Source organism: Mycolicibacterium arenosum (assembly GCF_024320865.1).
In the GTDB taxonomy this organism is placed as follows: domain Bacteria; phylum Actinomycetota; class Actinomycetes; order Mycobacteriales; family Mycobacteriaceae; genus Mycobacterium; species Mycobacterium arenosum.
The window spans coordinates 216,102-235,096 of sequence record NZ_JANDBD010000005.1 but is presented as its reverse complement, the minus strand read 5'-3'; the positions used below and the strand labels follow the sequence as shown (position 1 = coordinate 235,096).

The window sequence follows — 18,995 nt, the reverse complement described above, 5'->3', positions numbered from 1 at the left end:
TTACATTTCGGAGGATGACATGGGCCTTTTGACGGGCAAGCGGGCACTCGTGACGGGCGGCTCGCGTGGAATCGGGGCGGAGATCGTGCGGCGCCTGAGCGCGGACGGCGCGGCGGTGGCGTTCACCTACTCGGCATCGGCCGTCGACGCCGAGAAACTCGTTGCGGCGGTGGCGGAGAGCGGCGGCACGGCGGTCGCGATCCAGGCCGACAACGCCGACCCGGCCCAGATCACCGCCGCCGTCGAACGGACGGTCGCCGAACTCGGCGGGCTGGACGTCCTGGTCAACAACGCGGCGGTCGCCTACCTGACGCCGATCGACGAGTTCACGCCGGAGGACTTCGACCGCTCGGTCGCCGTCAACATCGGCGGCGTCTACTGGGCGGTCCGCAGCGCGATCGGACACCTCGGCGAGGGCGCTCGCATCATCAACATCGGCAGCGTGAACGCCGATCGGGTATCGGCGGGAGGCCAGGCGGTCTACGCGCTGACGAAGGGCGCGGTGTCCTCGTTCACCCGTGGACTGGCACGCGAACTCGGCCCGCGCGGCATCAACGTCAACAACGTGCAGCCGGGCCCGATCAACACCGACATGAACCCCGACGAGGGCGAGTTCGCCGAGGGCATCAAAGCCCATGTGGCGCTTGGCCGGTACGGCCGGACGAGCGACGTCGCCGCCGTGGTCAGCTTCCTGTCGGGGCCTGAGTCGCAGTACATCACCGGCGCCAACCTCAACGTCGACGGCGGCTTCACGGTCTGAGCGCCGGCTTTGGTTAGCGCCTGCGGCGACCGGTGCCGAGGATGCTGCGGGTGATCTCGCGGCCGGCAACGGTCGCCGCAGAGCGCAGGAAGCTCTTGAACGCCGAGGACTTCAGCACCTCCTCGACCACGCCCGGCTCGACCGGCGCGGTCTTGACGGTCGCCGTCGTCGACGCGCCGCCGAACCCCGTGTTCGCGGGGACGGGCGTGGCCGCCGGGTCCGGCTCGGCGATCCGGGCGTTGAGCCGCTCGTAGGCCGATTCGCGGTCGATGGTCTGGCCGTACTCCGCCTGCAACGGGCTGGCCTTCGCCGCGGCCGAGATCGCCTCGGGCCCAATGGTGTCCATCAACGAGCGCGGCGCCCGCATCCGGGTCCACGCCACCGGCGTCGGCGCGCCCTTCTCCGACAGCACCGTCACGATGGCCTCACCGATCCCCAGCGACGTCAACGCCGACTCCAGGTCGTAGACCTCGGTCTTGGGATACGTGCGGACGGTCTTGGTGAGCGCCTTCTGGTCGTCAGGCGTGAAGGCGCGCAACGCGTGCTGGATGCGGGCGCCCAACTGCGAGAGCACGTTGTTGGGCACGTCGGTGGGCAACTGCGTGCAGAAGAAGACGCCGACACCCTTGGAACGGATCAGCTTAACGGTCTGCTCGACCTGCTCGAGGAACGCCTTGGACGCGTCGTTGAACAGCAGATGCGCCTCGTCGAAGAAGAACACCAGCTTGGGCTTGTCGACGTCGCCGACCTCGGGCAGCGTCGTGAACAGGTCGGCGAGCACCCACATCAGGAAGGTCGAGAACATCACCGGGCGGGCCGCCTGCGCCCCGAGTTCCAGCAGCGTGATGACGCCGCGGCCCTGCGCGTCGAGGCGCATCAGATCCTTCGGCTCCAACTCGGGCTCGCCGAAGAACGTGTCGGCGCCCTCGGCTTCCAGGTTGACCAGCGCGCGCAGGATCACCCCCGCCGTGGTCGGCGACACCGCGCCGAGCGCCTTCAGTTCGGGCTTGCCCTCGTCGCTGGTGAGGTACTGGATGACCGCGCGCAGATCCTTCAGATCCAGCAGCGACAGGCCCTTCTGATCGGCCCAGTGGAAGATCAGGCCGAGCGTCGACTCCTGAGTGGCATTGAGCCCCAACACCTTCGACAGCAGAATGGGTCCGAAGCTGGTGATCGTCGCGCGCACCGGTACGCCGATGCCCTCGGTGCCGAGCGACAGGAACTCGACGGGGAACGCGGTGGGAGTCCACTGGTCGCCGGTGTCGCTGGCCCGCTGGGTGGTCTTGTCGTTGGCGGCGCCGGGGCGCGACAACCCCGACAGGTCGCCCTTGACGTCGGCCATCAGCACCGGAACGCCGGCCGCCGACAACTGCTCGGCGATGACCTGAAGCGACTTCGTTTTGCCGGTGCCGGTGGCGCCCGCGACGAGGCCGTGCCGGTTGACGGTGGCGAGCGGTATCCGGACCTGCGCGGTCGGGTCGACGACACCGTCGACCACGACGGCGCCGAGCTCCAGGGCCTGGCCTTCAACGGCGTAACCAGCGGCGATCTGTTGCGCGGGGGTGCCTGACACGTCAGCTGTCATGGGCCAGAGACTACTGGTTGTCGCCGGTGGGAATACTGTTGAACGCTGTGCGTGACGAACTGGTGTGGATCGACTGCGAGATGACCGGACTCAACCTGGGTTCGGACAAGCTCATTGAAATCGCGGCTCTGGTGACCGACGCGGAGCTGAACGTCCTGGGCGAAGGGGTCGACGTGGTCATTCACGCCGACGACGCGGCGCTCGACGGAATGGTCGACGTGGTGGCCACCATGCACAGGAAGTCGGGGCTCACCGAGGAAGTGCGCAGGTCGACCGTCGACCTCGGCACCGCCGAGGCACTGGTGCTCGACTACATCCGCAGCCACGTCAAGCAGCCCAACACCGCTCCGCTGTGCGGTAACTCGATCGCCACGGACCGCGGTTTCATCGCGCGCGACATGCCGACGCTCGATGCCTTCCTGCACTACCGGATGATCGACGTCAGCTCCATCAAGGAGTTGTGCAGGCGCTGGTATCCGCGGATCTACTTCGGCCAGCCGGAGAAGGGGCTGGCCCATCGGGCGCTGGCCGACATCCACGAGTCCATCCGCGAGCTCATGTACTACCGGCGCACCGCGTTCGTCGCGCCGCCGGGCCCGGCGACCAGCGACATCGCCGCCGTCGCGGCCGAACTCGGACCGCCGGGAGCGAACGGCGAGACAAAGGATTCGGCCGCGGAGCGCTCGAGCGGTTAGTATCTACTCCGCTGCCCGCGTCCAGCGTGGCTCGGCGGCAATGGTGGCTGTAGTTCAGTTGGTAGAGCACCAGGTTGTGATCCTGGCTGTCGCGGGTTCGAGTCCCGTCAGCCACCCGATTAGGTGGGAGGGCGTTTACGCCCTCCCACCTTTGGTGTCAGTGGGCGGCGTTGAACGCTTCCACGATGTCGGCTTTGATCCGCCCGCGGTCCGACACCTCATAGCCCTTCTTCCGCGCCCACGCCCGGATGGCGGCGAGTTGCTCGGACGAACCCGAGGAACCGCGGGCGGACTTCCTCGCTCGACGCGGCGCCCCGGTGCGCGGGCTGTCCGCGCCGCTCACCTTCTCCGCCGCATCGATGTAGGGCTTGAGTACCTTGTCGAACTTGGCCGCGTTCGCCGACGACAGATCGAGGCGGTAAGTCACCCCACGCACGGAGAATTCGAGCTGTTCTCCCCCTTCGGTGATGTCGGAGCCATCGATGTCATCGATGAGCTGCCGGACGATTCTCTCGGCCACGGTGTCTCCTCTTTCGATCCCCGGTCGACCACCGTAGCCGGATTCGATCATGAATACACCGTCGAGGGACGAGCGTTATCCGCGTGCGACAAGTGAACCTCCCGCGACGCACGTGGATACTCTGCGCCTCAGTCGAACTCACGACTGTCCGTCAATCGGGATCAATATCACCGTCACGTTGTCGTGACCGCCGGCCTGAAGCGCGTGGTCGACGAGCACGGTGGCCGCGTCGATTCCCTCGGCATCTGCGCGGACCGACGCGATATCGGCTGCTTCCGGAAGGTAGTTCCACAGTCCATCGGTGCACAACAGCAGCAACCCCGCGTCATCGACGTCGATCGTCTGGACGCTCGACTCCGACCAGGGTTTCGACTCGGTGTGCCCGCCGAGCCACCGGGAGAGGACGTGAGCCATTCGCGCAACGGCCGGTGAATCGGGAGGCAGCCCGGCGGTCACCAGTTGCTGGGCCACCGAATCGTCGACGGTGAGTTGTCGTGGAACGCCCGGCGGAATCGGCAACCAGTACGCCCTGCTGTCGCCGACGTTGCCCACCGTGATCTGAACGGTGCCGGCGGCATTCTCGGCCACCACTGCTGCGGTGTAAGTACAGGACGGGGCGGTTCCCGGACTCGCTTCGGCGCCCGCCGACTCCGCCGCGGACGCGGCTTCGGCGAGCCCGGCGAACACCGCCGCCAGTGGCGATTCCGCGGCGGCCAAGGCGGCGAGCATCGCGTCGACCCCCGCTCTCGACGCCGCCGACGACGCGAGTCGCGCGGCGGTGGAACTCGAGACGCCGTCGCACACGACCGCCACCCGCGGATGCGGTCGGTCGGATCCGTCGCCTGCGATGATCCCCGCGGCCGCCGCGTCCTCGTTGATCGAATGACGAAGGCCGCGATCGGACATCAGGACGATCTCGCCGAGTTGCACCGAGTCGCGGTCGGGTACCGCGTGGTCACCACCGTCCGCGGTCGCCTGCGGAAGGGCGACGCGGTGCAGTTCGGGCACACCGGTCACCAGGGCCGGATCCGGTTAGCGTTCGCCGGTAGTCGGTACCAGGTCGTCATACCCCTCCTGACGCCGAGTTCCTCAACCCCCGACCTACAGCGCGATCGTAATCTCCGAGGGCCGGGTACCGGCGTCAATCGGCAGTGCGAACAACGCCCATCACCGCGCTTGAGGACGTGCGGACACCGCCGGGCCGGCCGAACCCGCGGCCGCCGGAGCCGTCAGACGTTGGCGTTGCCGGCTTTCCACTGATCCCATGGGACGTTCCAGTCGCCGAGACCGTCGGTGCCGGACAGTAGCGAGCCGACCGTGTTGGATACGACGACGATGTCGCCGCGCTTGGTGTTCTCGTAGAACCACTGCGCGTTCGACGTGCTGACGTTGAGGCAGCCGTGGCTCACATTGCTGTAGCCCTGGCTGCCGACCGACCACGGAGCGCCGTGTACGTAGATGCCGCTGTAGGACATCTGGGTGGCCCAGTCGACCTCGGTGCGGTACCCGTTGGGCGAGTTCGACGGCACGCCGTAGGTCGACGAGTCCATCACCATGTGGCTGAGCCGGTCGCCGATGATGTAGACGCCGTTGTTGGTGGGCGTGCTGTTCTTGCCCATCGACGTCGGCATGGTCTTGATGACCTCGCCGTTGCGCCGGATGGTGATGACCTTGGTGTTGTCGTCGACCTCAGCGATGACCTCGTCGCCGATGGTGAAGTGGGAGATGACGTTCTCCTGGCCCATCAGGCGGTCGCCGAGGTCCACGCCGTAGGTGTTCACCGCGACGTCGACCCTGGTTCCGGGCTTCCAGTAATTCTGTGGGCGCCAACGGACTTCGCGATTGTTGAGCCAGTAGAACGCACCCTCGACCTTCGGGGTGGTGGTGATTTTGATCGACTTCTCGGCGGCCACCCGGTTCGGGATGTCCTCGTCGAACCGGATCGCGACGGGCTGGCCGACGCCGACGACCTCGCCGTCACCCGGCATCAGGTACGGCATCGTCAGATTGTCCGGCGAGTGCGTCTGGAACGTCATGACACGGTTCGTGACACCGCCGAGGCCCAACGACTGGGCGTTCAGCGTGTAGCGCTCGTTGTAGCCGAGCTGCTCGGTGGTGTTCCAGCGCAGGCCATCCGGGCTGAGCTGGCCGGCGATGGCCGTGCCGTCCTCATCGGTCATGCTCACCGCGCCGAGAACGCCGTCCTCCGCGCTGACGGTGACCGGCGAATCGACCGCGACGCCCACGGCACCGTCGGTGACCGACGACGTCAGCTTCGGTACCAACAGGTCGCCGTAGGGCGTCCCCTTGTCCGTGATGGTCTGCGGCTTCGGTGGCGGCGCGGGAGCCGTGCTGCAGGCTCCCGCTCCGAGAACGATCGCGGGCAGCAGTGCCGCGACGAGCACGAGAGTTCGCAGCCGGCGCGGCCGAGCCACGCGCTTGACCTGCCACATGCTTGTTCCACCTCGCGATATAGAGAGCCCCATCGAAGTACTCGCGTACTTGGCGATAAGTCTAAGGGACATCTGAGACAGAAGCAGAACCGTCGCGGGCCCCGGACGCTCCGCCGAAAGAATTTCACCCCGCGGCCCCCCTACTGTTATCGTCTCTCACGCGCGCCGTTAGCTCAGTTGGTAGAGCAGCTGACTCTTAATCAGCGGGTCCGGGGTTCGAAACCCTGACGGCGCACCACAAGACCCCGCTCAGGCGGGGTTTTTGTCATTTCCAGGGCGGCACGGTCGGGCCGTCAGCCCCAGGCGAGACGGCGAACCCGGCCAGCCCCCGCGCACGGCAACCACAGCCGGCGACGATCCCCGGCCGCCGGGGTTCGCCCGGCGCGAGCAAACCGGGCATCCCCCCAGTTCGAGGGCTTAATTGACGCATGTGATATTTGCTGCACAGTGACGTGGGACACACTGGCACCTGCACGCCGGCCGCAGTAGCGACTGACGTTGCTGTCAATAATTTGTCCGAAGCGGCGACACATTTGCCAAATCTGTGCACTAATCACCGTAAGTGTAGATATCCAACCGCCGACCAGCGACTACTCGAATCGATCCATCGTGACGGTACCTAGCCAAGGATGGGGTTTCGCGCAGCAGGGCCAGGGGTACCAGTGCTACGATCGTGTTAGCTGCGGGTTCGACCGACGGACCACGCCGTGGATTTCAGAGAGGAAACGAGGTCTTAGCTGATGCCGATAGCCAGTGCATCGCGCGACGCGGACGAGTCACCCATCGAGGTTGACGTCGACGTTGCTGCGCAGTGCCCGGTCATCGTCTACAACTGCAGCAGGCTGGGTCGCACCGCGAATCCGCCGCGACGCTCGCTCAGCGACCTCTTCCGTTTCGGCCGCTGGCGCTGATCGACTGAGCTACCCGTCAGCCCCGCCGGCGGCGAATGAACACCACCAGGACCAGGGCTCCGACGCCGGCGATGGACACGGCCACCACGGGCTTCTTGACGAACTGCACCAGACCGGCCTTGGCGTCGTCGGCGAGCCTGCGCGGATTAGCCCGCACGGCGAGCGCGTCGACGGTGGAGGCGAGCTGGTTGCGCGCCTCGTCGATCTCACGCTTGATGTCGTCGGGATCCCGATCCGCCACGTCAGCCCTCCACCTCGCTTGCCGTCCTTGCCGCACTACCCTAGAACAGCCGAGTGCAGAGGCCGACAGAAGGGACACCGCATGGCTCCGACCCCGCGTCTCGAAGTGGGTGACAAAGCACCCGCCTTCAGCCTTCCGGACGCCGACGGCAACACCGTCAAACTGTCCGACTTCAAGGGTCGGAAGGTCATCGTCTACTTCTATCCGGCGGCGTCGACGCCGGGCTGCACCAAACAGGCCTGCGACTTCCGCGACAGCCTGGCGTCGCTGAACGACGCCGGACTCGACGTCGTCGGCATCTCCCCCGACAAGCCGGAGAAGCTCGCGAAGTTCCGTGACAACGAGGGCCTGACGTTCCCGCTGCTCTCGGACCCCGACAAGTCGGTGCTGGCGGCCTGGGGCGCGTTCGGCGAGAAGAGCATGTACGGCAAGACCGTGCAGGGCGTCATCCGCTCCACCTTCGTCGTCGACGAGAAGGGGAGGGTCGAGGTCGCCCAGTACAACGTGAAGGCGACCGGCCACGTCGCGAAGCTGCGGCGCGACCTCAGCCACTGAGGCGGGTGTGACGTAGTCGCCGGTCGACACTCGTTTGCCCAATTGACCGTTCTGGGTATTCGAGTTGCCAGCTGCCGCGGTCGAGGCTGAACTACCTAGTCCACGTCACGCCCTGTGGACGGTGGCCGTTGCGGATGCCCAATTGGGGAGGCATGGAGTTCGCCGACGGCGAAGCATCGGCCGCGGCAGTTTCAACTCCGTCCCAGCGCCTCCAGCAGCAGTGTCTCCGCCGTCGCCGCGCGTTCGAGCACGCCCAGATGCAGGCTTTCGTTGATGCTGTGCGCCTGTGTGTTGGGGTCCTCGACGCCGGTCACCAGGATCTTCGCGTCGGGGAACGCGGCGGCGAACTCCGCGATGAACGGGATCGAGCCGCCGACGCCGGTGTCCACCGGCTCGGCCGCCCAGGCCTCGCGAAACGCCGCGCGGGCCGCGTCGTACACCGGGCCGGTGGCGTCGATGGCGTACGGCTCCCCCAGATCGCCCGGCGTGACCGTCACCTGCGCACCCCACGGCGCGTGCGCCTCCAGATGGCTTGTCAGCGCGGCCAAGTGGGCGGCGGCGTCACCGCCGGGAGCCACCCGCATGCTGACCTTCGCCCGCGCCCGCGGGATCAACGTGTTCGACGCCGAGGCGATGGGCGTGGTGTCTATGCCGATGACCGTGATCGCCGGCTTGGCCCACAACCGTTGCGCAGTCGAGCCGGACCCGATCTCGGTAACGCCGTCGAGCACACCGGTGTCGGCGCGCACCCGCTCGGCGGGGAACTCGACGTCGGCCGCGGTGGCTTCGTGCAGACCGGCCACCGCGACGTTGCCCTCGTCGTCGTGCAGGCTGGCCAGGAGTCGCACCAGCGCGCTCAGCGCATCCGGCACGACCCCGCCCCACATGCCCGAGTGCAGGCCGTGGTCGAGCGTGGCCACCTCGACGACGCAGTCGGCGAGCCCGCGCAGCGATACCGTCAGCGAGGGCTGCTCGGTGCTCCAGTTGTCCGAATCCGCGATGACGATCACGTCGGCAGCCAGCAGCTCCTTGTGCGCGGCGAGAAGCGCGCCCAGAGACGGCGAGCCCGATTCCTCCTCGCCCTCCACGAACACCGTCACGCCGACCGGCGGGCGACCGGCGAACGCGCGGATCGCGGCCAGATGCGTTGCGATACCGGCCTTGTCGTCGGCGGTGCCGCGACCGTACAGCCTGCCGTCGCGTTCGGTCGGCTCGAACGGCGCCGACTCCCACTGCCCGCGATCACCTTCGGGTTGCACGTCGTGGTGGGCGTACAGCAGCACGGTCGGAGCTCCCGGCGGTGCGGGGTGGCGGGCGATGACCGCGGGCGCCCCTCCCTCGCTGACGATGCGCACGTCGCCGAAACCCGCCTCCGAGAACAACTTCGAGACGGCCTCGGCACTGCGCTGAACCTCACCGCGGCGGGCCGGATCGGCCCACACCGACTCGATGCGGACCAGATCCTCGAGGTCGGCCCGCACCGACGGAAGCACGTCGCGGACCTTCTGAACCAACTCGCTCATGAGGCCAGGCTAGTGGGTCGCCGACGGTCCCCTGCGGCACCGAAACGGTTACTCGCCTGCCTCCAGCACCGCGACGGCGGCCGCGGTGTCACCCTCGTGGGTAAGCGACAGGTGAATCGCGACGTCCTTGAGGTGCTCGGCGATCGCCCCGCTGAGCCGGACCTTGGGACGTCCCCACATGTCGGTGACGATCTCGATGTCGCGGTGGATCCCCTCGGGCAGCACCGGCCGCTTGGAGAACCGCGACCCCGACCACGCCTTGATCACGGCCTCCTTGGCCGCCCAGCGCGCCGCGAGATGCCGCGCCGCCGAGGAACTCTTGTCCGCGGCGTCGCGGCGCTCGCCCGGTGTGAAGGTCTCGGCGAACACCGTGCCCGGCTGATCGACCTGCTCCGCGAAGTCCGGAATGGATACCAGGTCGATGCCGACCCCGACGATGCTCACGCGGAGAAGCTACCGCAGCTGATCATGTGTTAGTACCAACCGTCCTCGCCCAGTCGCGAATCGGCGTTCAGGAGCATGCTGGCCTCCTGGCGCTTCTCGCTCTCGGGTGCGTCGTGGTTGAAGCGACGATCCGCCGGCTTCTCGTACAGCGCGGGTCCACCGGCGATCGCCGACGCCAGCCTGCGCTGACCTTCGAGCACGCGCTCGCCCGACCGGCGCTGGTAATCCGCACGCTGCTCGGGGCTGAGCGCCGCGAGGAACGCCTGCGGATGGACCAGTGCCACCAGACCGGACACGTGCCCGAAACCGAGGCTGGTGATCAGCCCCGCCTTGAGCGGGAAGCGCTCGCGCATGTGCAGGGTCTCGCGCACCCACACGAAGTGCGACGCGTGCGCCAGTTCCTCGTCGACGCAGTCCAGGCTCCGGTTCGGCGGGATGACCCCGTCGCGCAGGATCTGGCACAGCCCCATCATCTGGAACGCCGCCGCACCGCCCTTGCTGTGGCCCGTCAGGCTCTTCTGGCTGACGATGAACAGCGGGTTGCCGGGCGAGCGACCCAGCGAGGCCGCCAGCCGCTCGTGCAGCTCGGTCTCGTTGGGGTCGTTGGCCAGCGTCGACGTGTCGTGCTTGGAGATCACGGCGATGTCGTCGGCGGTGACGCCCAGCTGTGCGAGCGCCTTGGCCAGCTTCGAGTCCCTGCCACCGCGACCGGCACCCAGCGCGCCGAGTCCCGGTGCCGGGATCGACGTGTGCACACCGTCGCCGAACGAGGAGACGTAACCGACGACGGCCTGGACCGGCAGTCCCATGGCCAGTGCCAGATCACCGCGGGCCAGCAGGATGGTGCCACCGCCCTGACCCTCGACGAAGCCCAGCCGGCGCCGGTCGTTGGCGCGGGAGAACTTCCCGTCGCTGATGCCCTTGGCGCGCATCACCTCGGTGTCGGCGGTGGCCGACATGTCGCCGAAGCCGGTGACGGCCTCCAACGTCAGGTCGTCGTATCCGCCGGCGACCACGAACTCGGCCTTGCCGAGCCGGATCTTGTCGACACCCTCCTCGACCGAGACCGCCGCGGTGGCACATGCGCCCACCGGGTGGATCATCGCGCCGTAGCTGCCGATGTAGCTCTGCACGACGTGACCCGCGAAGACGTTCGGGAGCACCTCCTGCAGGATGTCGTTCGGCTTGTTCACCCCGAGCAGGTTGCCGTGGTACATCGTCTGCATCGACGTCAGGCCGCCCATGCCAGTGCCCTGCGTGCTGGCCACCAGGCTGGGGTGCACCCACCGCATCAGCTCGGACGGCGTGAAGCCCGCCGAGAGGAACGCGTCGACGGTGGTGACGAGGTTCCACAGCGCCACCCGGTCGATCGAGCTCGCCATGTCCTGGCTGACGCCGTACACCATCGGGTCGAACCCGGTGGGGATCTGCGCGCCGACGGTCCGCGACATCTTGACCTTGCGTGGCACCCGAATCTCGGTGCCCGCCTTGCGGGTCACCTGCCAGTCGCCGCTGTCGGGCACCGGCGCGATCAGCGTGTGCTCGGGATCGGACTGCGCGAAGCTGCGGGCCTCCTCCTCGGACGACACCACGAAGGAGAAGTCCTTGTCGAGGAAGACCGAGACCAGCAGCGGTGCAGAGTGATCCGCGGGGATCGCCCCGTCGTCGACGAACTCGCGGATGCCGACCCGTTCGATGACGGCGTCGTGGTAGCGCTCCACCAGCTCACCCTCGTCGACCAGATCGCCCGACGCGGTGTCGTACCAACCCGGCTTGGGATCGTCCTCCCACTTGACCAGGCCGGTGGTCCAGGCGAGCTCCAGCACGCCCGCCGCCGACAGTTCGCCGTCGACCTCGACCTCGAAGCGCGTGCGCGACGAGCCGTACGGTCCGAGTTCCGCGCCGCCGACGATGACGACGAGGTCCTCGGGGGCGACGTCCAGATCCGCCCACTGCGGCGGCGGCGCAGCCGCGTAACCGCGCGGCGGCGAGGGCAGGGCGCGCACGGTGCCCAGCTCCTCCTCGTCATCCGCAGCGCTCTCGGTGACCATCTCCTCGCGCGCCTTCGCGGCCAACTCGGCCATGTCGATGTCGATCTCGCCCAGACCGCCGGTCAGGTCGACGTGCAGCGGCTCACGCGCCGCGGCGACCTTCGACTCGATGTCGCACAGCGCCAACAGCATCGACGCCATCTCCTCGGTCGTGTAGGTGGTGACACCCGCCTCCTCGACCGCTCCGACGATGGCGTCGTTGTGACCCATCAGCCCGGTGCCCTTGGTCCAGCCGATCAGCGCGTGCGCCATCGACACCCGCTGCGACCACGACGTCTCCGCCTTCCAGCGGGTCACGACGGCATCGAGCGCGGACTTGGCCTCGCCGTAGGCGCCGTCGCCGCCGAACATGCCGCGGTTCGGTGAACCCGGCAGCACGACGTGCAGACGCGACGCGATGTCACGCTCCGACCCGATGTGCGACAGCCCGCCGATGAGCCGCTGCACGGCCCACAGCAGGACCTTCATCTCCATCTCGGAACGCGAGCCCGCCTCGGACAGGTCGCCGGCCACGCGCGGCGCGGCGAACGGGAACAGCAGCGTCGGGGTCAGTGCGTCCTTGAGGTGCAGTGCCTTCGGCCCGAGATTCTCGGACTGCTCGTTGCCGACCCACTCAACGAGTGCGTCGATATCCGAGTACGACGCCATGTTGGCGGGGACCACCCAGAGGGTGCCGCCGAACCGGGCGTTGTCGCGGTAGAGCTCCTTGTAGAACGTCAGCCGGTCGTCGTCGAGCTTGGACGTGGTGGCGATGACCGTTGCGCCGCCGTGCAGCAGCTGAGCGGCCACCGACGCGGCGATCGAGCCCTTCGAGGCACCCGTCACGACGGCGATCTCGTTGCAGTACTGGCCCGTTGCGGGGTTCTCGGCACCGGCAGCGGCGCGGCCGTACAGCGTGGCGTGCACGTTGCGGCCTGCGGCCAGGGCCTTGCCCTGCCACCAGTTCGCTTGTGTCGCAACGACATGGCCCGCACCTTCGAAGCGCTCTGACAGCTGCGCCCAATCGGTGTCGATGTCGCCCTCGTCCAGCAACCACAGCCGCGCGAGGTCCTCGCGGGCACTGGCCCACCGGTCGTCGAACAGCACGGCCTTGCGGCCGTCGAACGCCGGTGCGACGAGACGCGGCCAGTCCGATCCGAGTTCGGTGGTGACCAGGTCGATCAGGTCGGCGTCGCTGACGCTCTCACCGACGTTGACCGGGTTGTCCACGCCGAGCTGGCCGAGGATCATCCGGGCGGCGTTGGCGAGCACGCCGTCGCGGCCGGTGACCTTCTCCGCGAACTCGGTCAGCGCGGCGGAGTCGACGACGCCGCCCGCTGCCGCACCCGACGACGGCAGCGACACCGGGATGCCCCTGCGCGCGCCGACAGCGGCGACGGCGCTATCGACGACTTTGTCGAACGTGCCCGCGTCGGGCAGCGCACCGGGGTGCAGTCCGCCGAGGTCGCCGCCGCGGACGCTGCTCCCCTCGCGGGTGCCCAGCGCCAGCTCGGCGGTGACGTGCTTGACCCAGCCCTGGCCCAGCTCCCACGTCTTGGTGACGCGCTCGGCGATGGCGGCGGGCCGCTTGCCGGACGGCCCGAGGACCGTGCGCAGCTGGTCGTTGATCGCGTCGGACAGCACCGGGCCGAACGGCTTGTAGGTGCGGGCCAGCTTGGTCACCTGCCCCTTGAGGCCGGCCAGGTCCGCCTCGGCGGCACCGTCGATGGCGCCGAGGTTCAGTTCGGAACCGAGGTCGACGAGCAGCTGGTTACGACGGGACGACGCGCCGTCGGTGATCGACTCGATGGAGTCGAGCGCCTCGATCTGCTCGATCCGCATCTTCGCCGACAGCGCGATGAGAACCATCGTCGCGTCCGAGGCGTCGAAGGTGATGTCGTCGGGACGCGGCCCGCCGGACGGCGCCGCGGGGGGCGCCGCCGCCGGAGCGGCCGCGGCGGGTGCCGCCTCCGCCGCGGGGGCGGCCGCAGGCGTCGGCTCGGCCGGCTCGTCCTCGGGCTCCGGATCGGTGTCCGTGGCGAACAGCACCGCGGCATCGCGCTCGGAGTTGAGCACCTCGGTGGTGTTGTGCGAGTACTCCGGCAGCTTCAGCGTGTTGGTGGCCAGGCCGGCGACCGTCGGCGCGTTCTTCACGCCGATCTCGACGAACCGCTCGATGCCGAGTCCGCCCGCGGCCTCCTCGATGAAGAGCAGGTCCTGGGTCTCGATCCAGCGCACCGGGCTGGCGAACTGCCACGCCAGAAGCTCGATGACGATCTTGCGCATCAGCTCGCGCGGCCGCTCGTTACGCCAGGTGTCGTAGTCGGCGAGGATCTCGTCGAGAGGCTCGGCGGGCACCAGGTCGCGGATCTCCTGGACGAAGTCGCGATCGAGCGTGAACGGTCGCGGCACCAGGTTCGGGATGTACTTGCCGATCAACAGGTCCGGATCGGCGTCCTGGGGCATGACGCGCTCGAGCGAGCGACGGAAGTCGGCCACACCGACCCGCAGCACCTCCGAGTGGAACGGCACGTCGATACCGGGCACGAGGATGAACGACCGCTTGCCGCCGCTGATTTCGCGACGCCGCTCGATCTCCTCCTCCAGCGCTTCGAGGCCGCGCACCGTGCCGGCGATGGCGTACTGCGAGCCACGCAGGTTGAAGTTCACGATCTGGAGGAACTCTCCGGTGCGCGCACTGATCTCGGCGACGAAGTCGGTGACGTCGTCGTCGTCGAGATCGATCTGCGACGGGCGGATCGCCGCCAGCCGGTAGTTGGACCTGCCGTGCTCGTCGCGGGGCACGATGTCGTGCATCTTGCTGCCGCGGTGGAACACGACCTCGAGCAGTGCCTCGAGCTCGTAGACGCCCGATACGCACGCCAGGGCGGTGTACTCGCCGACCGAGTGACCGCATGCGATCGCCCCCTCGACGAACGCGCCCTGCTCGCGCATCTCGGCGACCTGTGCGGCCGCCACGGTCGCCATCGCGACCTGGGTGAACTGCGTCAGGTACAGCACGCCCTCGGGGTGGTGGTAGTGCACGCCGCTGGCGATGAGGCTGGTCGGGTTGTCGCGCACGACGTGAAGCACCGAGAAGCCAAGCGTGTCGCGAGTGAACCTGTCGGCGGTGTCCCAGACCTTGCGGGCCGCCTTGGACCGAGCCCGGACGTCCATGCCCATGCCCTTGGACTGAATGCCCTGACCGGGGAACGCGTAGACGGTCTTCGGCGCCGCCAGCTGCGCGGTGGCGGCCATGACGAGGTCGTTGTCGACCTTCGCGGTGACCTCGATGATCTCGGCGCCGCGGTCGATGCCGACGCGGTCGACGCGGAACTCGATCTCGTCACCCGGCAGCACCATGCCGAGGAAGCGCGACGTCCAGCCGACCAGTCGGGCGGGCGGGGTGGCCCGGCCGTCGGTGGCGGTGACGACGTGCTGCGCGGCGGCCGACAGCCACATGCCGTGCACGATGGGCGATTTCAGCCCGGCGAGCAGAGCAGCGGCCCGGTCGGTGTGGATCGGGTTGTGGTCGCCGGACACCACGGCGAACGCACTCATGTCGGTGGGCGCGGTGACGACGGCGTCGCGGCGCCGACGGCGCGGCGTGTCGGTGGCGTTGTCGGTGATGGCACCGCCGGCCTTCAGCGGGTCGGTCAGCTCGACGGCGCCGGTGCGGCCGCGGATCGCGAACCGCTCCTCGAGGGTGGCGAGTTCGGTGCCGTCCGCGTCGCTGATCGTGACGCTCACGGGGATGACACGACCGACCTCGGTGTCGAACGCGGTCGAAGCCGTTGCGGTGACGGTCAGTTCGGCCTTGCCCTTGGGCATCGGCGCCAGCAGGTGCGCGGCGTGGTCCAGGTGGACGAGGCTCAGCAGGCCCTCGATGACCGGGAAGCCGGCGTCGGTGGCCGCCGACCCGATGACCGAGAACACCGCGGGCCAGCACCGGCCGACGAGTGCGTCGGGAACCAGGGTGAGACCGGGCGCCAGCGGAGCACCGAACGTGGCGGTCACACCGGTGTGGTCGGCGACCTCCTCGGGATCCCACGAGACGGTGACCGTGGTCGAGCCGTCGACAACGGGCGGAAGCGCCTCCGGCCCTTCGACGTTCGCGGCGATCGCCAGCACGGCGCGCATGGCCGACGCGGCGTCGTCGGCGGTGACGAGCGGCATACCGCCGTCGACGGTGCAGTCGGGCAGCGTGAAGCGGATGGTGATCCAGATGTCCGACAGCGGCACCGACAGCGTGACCACGCCGTCCGCGAGCTCGAGCCGCGAACCCGTCGAAGGGTGTGTCGCCGTGCTGGCATCCCCGGTCGCTTCGCTCCTGCCCTCCGAATCCCGGTTCACGTGCACTTGCCACTCGCTCGGCTCGCCGATGCGGTGCACCGGGTTGATCGAGGTGCGACCCGCCCACAGCACGTCGGGCGAATCGAGCACGACGGCGAGCGGCCCGGTGATGTCGGCGCGCGCCTGCCTGCGCGAGACGGCCTGCACGGGCGCGGCGCCGGTCGCGACCACCTCGTCGATGGCGGCCTGCTCGAAACGGTCCAGCAGCTCACCCACCGGCTCGTCGACGCGGGTGATGCCCGCGACCGCCGCCGTGCCGGGGATGATGCACACCTGATCGGCGTCGTAGCGAGCGTCGTGCGCCTGCCACAGGGAGTCGCTGCGCCACCAACGGCGCACGTCCTTGTCGATGACCGGCACGAAGTTGACCGGCTTGCCGAGCGTCTTGCAGAGCGTGATGAAGAACGGCACGTCGGCCGGGTGCAGCTTGACGGTCTCGGCGTCCGGGTAGCGGCCCAGCAGCGCGGTGATCGCGGCTTCCGGATCCTCAAGCAGCGCTTCGCCGTTGGCGTCAACGGTGTACAGCGACGGGATCGGCCCCGAGTCCTGCGGGTGCAGCCGCGCCTCCGCGCGCTGCAGCATCTCCTCGAAGCGGTCGCGCCAGCTGATGTCCAGCCACGGCGAGCCCGCCTTCTTGGTGTCGGCCGTGCTGGAGCCGTCGCCGATGGCGAGCTCGACGTAGCGCCGCAGCCACTCCAGGTAGGTCATGTCGGCCACGTCGCCGAAGTACGGCTTGGCGGTGTCCGCCATCGCGGCGATGATCTCGTCGCGGCGCTCGGCCACGGCGTCGCCGTCACCGGCCACCTCGTCGAGCAGGCGACCGCAGCGCGAGGCGGTGTTGTCGATCTCGTGAATGTCGGCGCCGAGCTGACTGCGCCCGGATGCCATGCCGCCCTGGGCCTTTCCTGCGCCCACCCACACGTCGGTGCCGTGCGTGTCGACCAGCAGCTGCTTCACCTGAGGCGACGTGGTGGCCTCGAGCGTGGCCATCGCCGCGGTGCCGACCAGGATGCCGTCGACCGGCATGTCGGGGAAGCCGAAGCGGCGCGCCCAGCGGCCGGAGAGGTACTCGGCGGCCTGCTCGGGCGTGCCGATACCGCCACCGACGCAGACGGTGATGTTGGGGCACTTACGCAGCTCGCCGTACGTCGAGACCAGGAGGTCGTCGAGGTCCTCCCAGGAGTGGTGGCCACCGGCGCGGCCGCCCTCGATGTGAACGATGACCTCGCGGTCGGGCACCTCGGCGGCGATCTTGATGACGGACTTGATCTGGTCGACGGTGCCCGGCTTGAAGCACACGTGGCTGATGCCGACCTCGTTGAGCTCCTCGATGATGTCGACGGCCTCTTCGAGCTCCGGGATGCCGGCGCTGACGACGACGCCGTCGATCGGTGCACCCGACTGACGCGCCTTCTGCACCAGGCGCTTTCCGCCCACCTGCAGCTTCCACAGGTACGGATCGAGGAACAGCGTGTTGAACTGGATGGCGCGGCCCGGCTCGAGCAGCTGGGTGAGCTCTTCGACGCGCGCGTCGAAGATCGGCTCGGTGACCTGGCCACCACCTGCGAGCTCGGCCCAGTGGCCGGCGTTGGCGGCCGCCGCGACGATCTTGGCGTCGACGGTCGTGGGCGTCATGCCTGCGAGCAGGATCGGCGACCGGCCGGTGAGCCGGGTGAACTTGGTCGATAGCTTGACCGAGCCGTCGGGCAGCGAGACCGTCGACGGCGCGTAGCTCGACCACGCGGGGGCCACCTCGGGCGCGGCGCCGACGGTGAACAGGTTGCGCTGGCCGACGCGCGTCGCGGCGGGCACCAGGCCGACACCGAGACCGCGGACCACGGGTGCGGTCACCCTGGTGGCGACGTCGCTGGGGCCGAGGTCGACGATCCACTTGGCGCCGGCGTCGACGACGCGCTCGATCTCGCTGACCCAGTCCACCGGGTCGACGAACACGGCCTTCGCGAAGTGGTGGGTGAGGTCGGCGTCGATGCCGGGTGTCCGTGCGGCCCAGGTGTCGATGAGGTCGACGGCGTCGGCCAGGCGCGGGGTGTGGAAGCCGACCTCGACCTGGATGGCGTTGAACACGGGCGAGAAGACGGCGCCGCCGCGCGACTTGTTCTTGCGCTCGGCCTCCTCCTTCTCGGTGATCTTGCTGCAGTACAGCTCGAAACGGGCCAGCTGCTCGGGCGTTCCGGTGATGACGACCGAGCGCCTGCCGTTGCGGATCGACAGCACCGGCGGCAGCACCGTGCGGACGTCGGTCGAGAAGTCCTCGAGCAGTTCGACGATCCGGTCGGGGTCGGCGTTGGTGACCGACACCATGGGCGACTTGTCACCGCGTCCGACCATGCCGCGCCGCCGCGACATCAGCGAGCCCGCGGCTCCCATCAGCTGCAGGATGGCGAGCAGCTCGGCGTCCCTGGTGCCCTTGGCGCGGACGGCCTCGCACGCGACGATGCCCTGCGAGTGCCCGGCCATGGCGACGGGAGCGGCGCCGTAGAGGTCGAGACCCTGCCGGACGACGGCGCGGGTGGCGGCGATCTGCGCGAGCAGGATGCCGGGGCCGGAGATGGCGGTGCTGATCAGCTGCTTGGTGGTGGGCAGTGGCTCGTCGGACGCCAGCGCGCGCACCCACTTCATCGGCTCGAAGCCGATCGGGCGGACGACGACCAGTTCGCGGGCCACCGGCTCCAGCAGCAGCTCGGCCTCACCGACGACCTCGCTGATGTCGGATTCGATACCCGCCGAGCTGATCAGCTCTTCGAGGTTCTCCAGCCAGTTGCCGCCCTGGCCGCCGAACGCGACGGCGTAGGGCTCACCCGCGTTGAGAAGGTCGACGAGCGCGTGGGCGCCGGCTGACGTGGCCTTGTTCGGTCGGCCGGTCGTCACTCTGTCATGTTCGTGGATCGTCACGTCTTGCCATCT

Annotated in this window: 12 protein-coding genes and 2 tRNA genes; 6 read left to right on the top strand and 8 right to left on the bottom strand. The window is 68.7% G+C overall.

Annotated features, from left to right (window positions below; genetic code table 11):
* Window positions 1-19: 19 nt before the first annotated feature.
* Window positions 20-760 (top strand): 3-oxoacyl-ACP reductase family protein, encoded by a 741-nt coding sequence (locus NM203_RS14425; protein WP_255060671.1) that lies wholly within the window; start codon window positions 20-22, stop codon window positions 758-760.
* A gap of 13 nt (window positions 761-773) precedes the next feature.
* Here the strand turns inward: NM203_RS14425 and NM203_RS14420 are convergent, their stop codons facing one another.
* Window positions 774-2,345: a helicase HerA-like domain-containing protein gene (locus NM203_RS14420; protein WP_255060670.1), complete on the bottom strand. Its 1,572-nt coding sequence runs from the start codon at window positions 2,343-2,345 to the stop codon at window positions 774-776.
* Between the two features lie 47 nt (window positions 2,346-2,392).
* Here NM203_RS14420 and orn point away from each other — a divergent pair, with 47 nt between their 5' ends.
* Both orn and NM203_RS14410 read left to right on the top strand, forming a co-directional pair.
* Window positions 2,393-3,040: an oligoribonuclease gene (orn, locus tag NM203_RS14415; protein WP_255060668.1), complete on the top strand. Its 648-nt coding sequence runs from the start codon at window positions 2,393-2,395 to the stop codon at window positions 3,038-3,040.
* A 43-nt stretch (window positions 3,041-3,083) separates the two neighbouring features.
* Window positions 3,084-3,156: transfer RNA gene (locus NM203_RS14410), tRNA-His, on the top strand.
* Between the two features lie 41 nt (window positions 3,157-3,197).
* On the opposite strand, the gene NM203_RS14405 is transcribed toward NM203_RS14410, so the two are convergent.
* From NM203_RS14405 to NM203_RS14395, 3 genes are all read right to left on the bottom strand, one after another.
* Window positions 3,198-3,560 (bottom strand): histone-like nucleoid-structuring protein Lsr2, encoded by a 363-nt coding sequence (locus tag NM203_RS14405; protein WP_255060666.1) that lies wholly within the window; start codon window positions 3,558-3,560, stop codon window positions 3,198-3,200.
* Between the two features lie 138 nt (window positions 3,561-3,698).
* A complete protein-coding gene (locus NM203_RS14400; RefSeq protein WP_255060665.1) occupies window positions 3,699-4,577 on the bottom strand; it encodes a PP2C family protein-serine/threonine phosphatase in 879 nt (292 codons plus the stop codon).
* A gap of 212 nt (window positions 4,578-4,789) precedes the next feature.
* Window positions 4,790-6,013 carry a L,D-transpeptidase gene (locus NM203_RS14395; RefSeq protein WP_255060664.1) on the bottom strand — a complete coding sequence of 408 codons (1,224 nt, stop codon included), beginning with the start codon at window positions 6,011-6,013 and terminating at the stop codon, window positions 4,790-4,792.
* Between the two features lie 162 nt (window positions 6,014-6,175).
* On the opposite strand from NM203_RS14395, the gene NM203_RS14390 reads away from it, so the two are divergent.
* Window positions 6,176-6,251 (top strand) — tRNA-Lys (locus NM203_RS14390).
* Between the two features lie 502 nt (window positions 6,252-6,753).
* A complete protein-coding gene (locus tag NM203_RS14385) occupies window positions 6,754-6,924 on the top strand; it encodes a hypothetical protein (protein ID WP_255060663.1) in 171 nt (56 codons plus the stop codon).
* A 16-nt stretch (window positions 6,925-6,940) separates the two neighbouring features.
* Here the strand turns inward: NM203_RS14385 and NM203_RS14380 are convergent, their stop codons facing one another.
* Complete coding sequence (locus tag NM203_RS14380; protein ID WP_255060662.1) at window positions 6,941-7,165, bottom strand: DUF3618 domain-containing protein; 225 nt, start codon at window positions 7,163-7,165, stop codon at window positions 6,941-6,943.
* Between the two features lie 81 nt (window positions 7,166-7,246).
* On the opposite strand from NM203_RS14380, the gene bcp reads away from it, so the two are divergent.
* Window positions 7,247-7,720 carry a thioredoxin-dependent thiol peroxidase gene (gene bcp, locus NM203_RS14375; protein WP_255060661.1) on the top strand — a complete coding sequence of 158 codons (474 nt, stop codon included), beginning with the start codon at window positions 7,247-7,249 and terminating at the stop codon, window positions 7,718-7,720.
* Between the two features lie 191 nt (window positions 7,721-7,911).
* Here bcp and NM203_RS14370 read toward each other — a convergent pair whose 3' ends face one another.
* Genes NM203_RS14370 through NM203_RS14360 form a run of 3 tightly spaced genes read right to left on the bottom strand, consistent with a single transcriptional unit; the run spans window position 7,912 to window position 18,983 of the window.
* Window positions 7,912-9,243: a dipeptidase gene (locus NM203_RS14370; protein WP_255060660.1), complete on the bottom strand. Its 1,332-nt coding sequence runs from the start codon at window positions 9,241-9,243 to the stop codon at window positions 7,912-7,914.
* Between the two features lie 48 nt (window positions 9,244-9,291).
* Window positions 9,292-9,687 carry a holo-ACP synthase AcpS gene (gene acpS, locus NM203_RS14365; RefSeq protein ID WP_255060657.1) on the bottom strand — a complete coding sequence of 132 codons (396 nt, stop codon included), beginning with the start codon at window positions 9,685-9,687 and terminating at the stop codon, window positions 9,292-9,294.
* A 29-nt stretch (window positions 9,688-9,716) separates the two neighbouring features.
* Entirely contained in the window at window positions 9,717-18,983 is a 9,267-nt protein-coding gene (locus NM203_RS14360; RefSeq protein WP_255060656.1) for a type I polyketide synthase, read from the bottom strand.
* Between the last annotated feature and the right edge of the window lie 12 nt (window positions 18,984-18,995).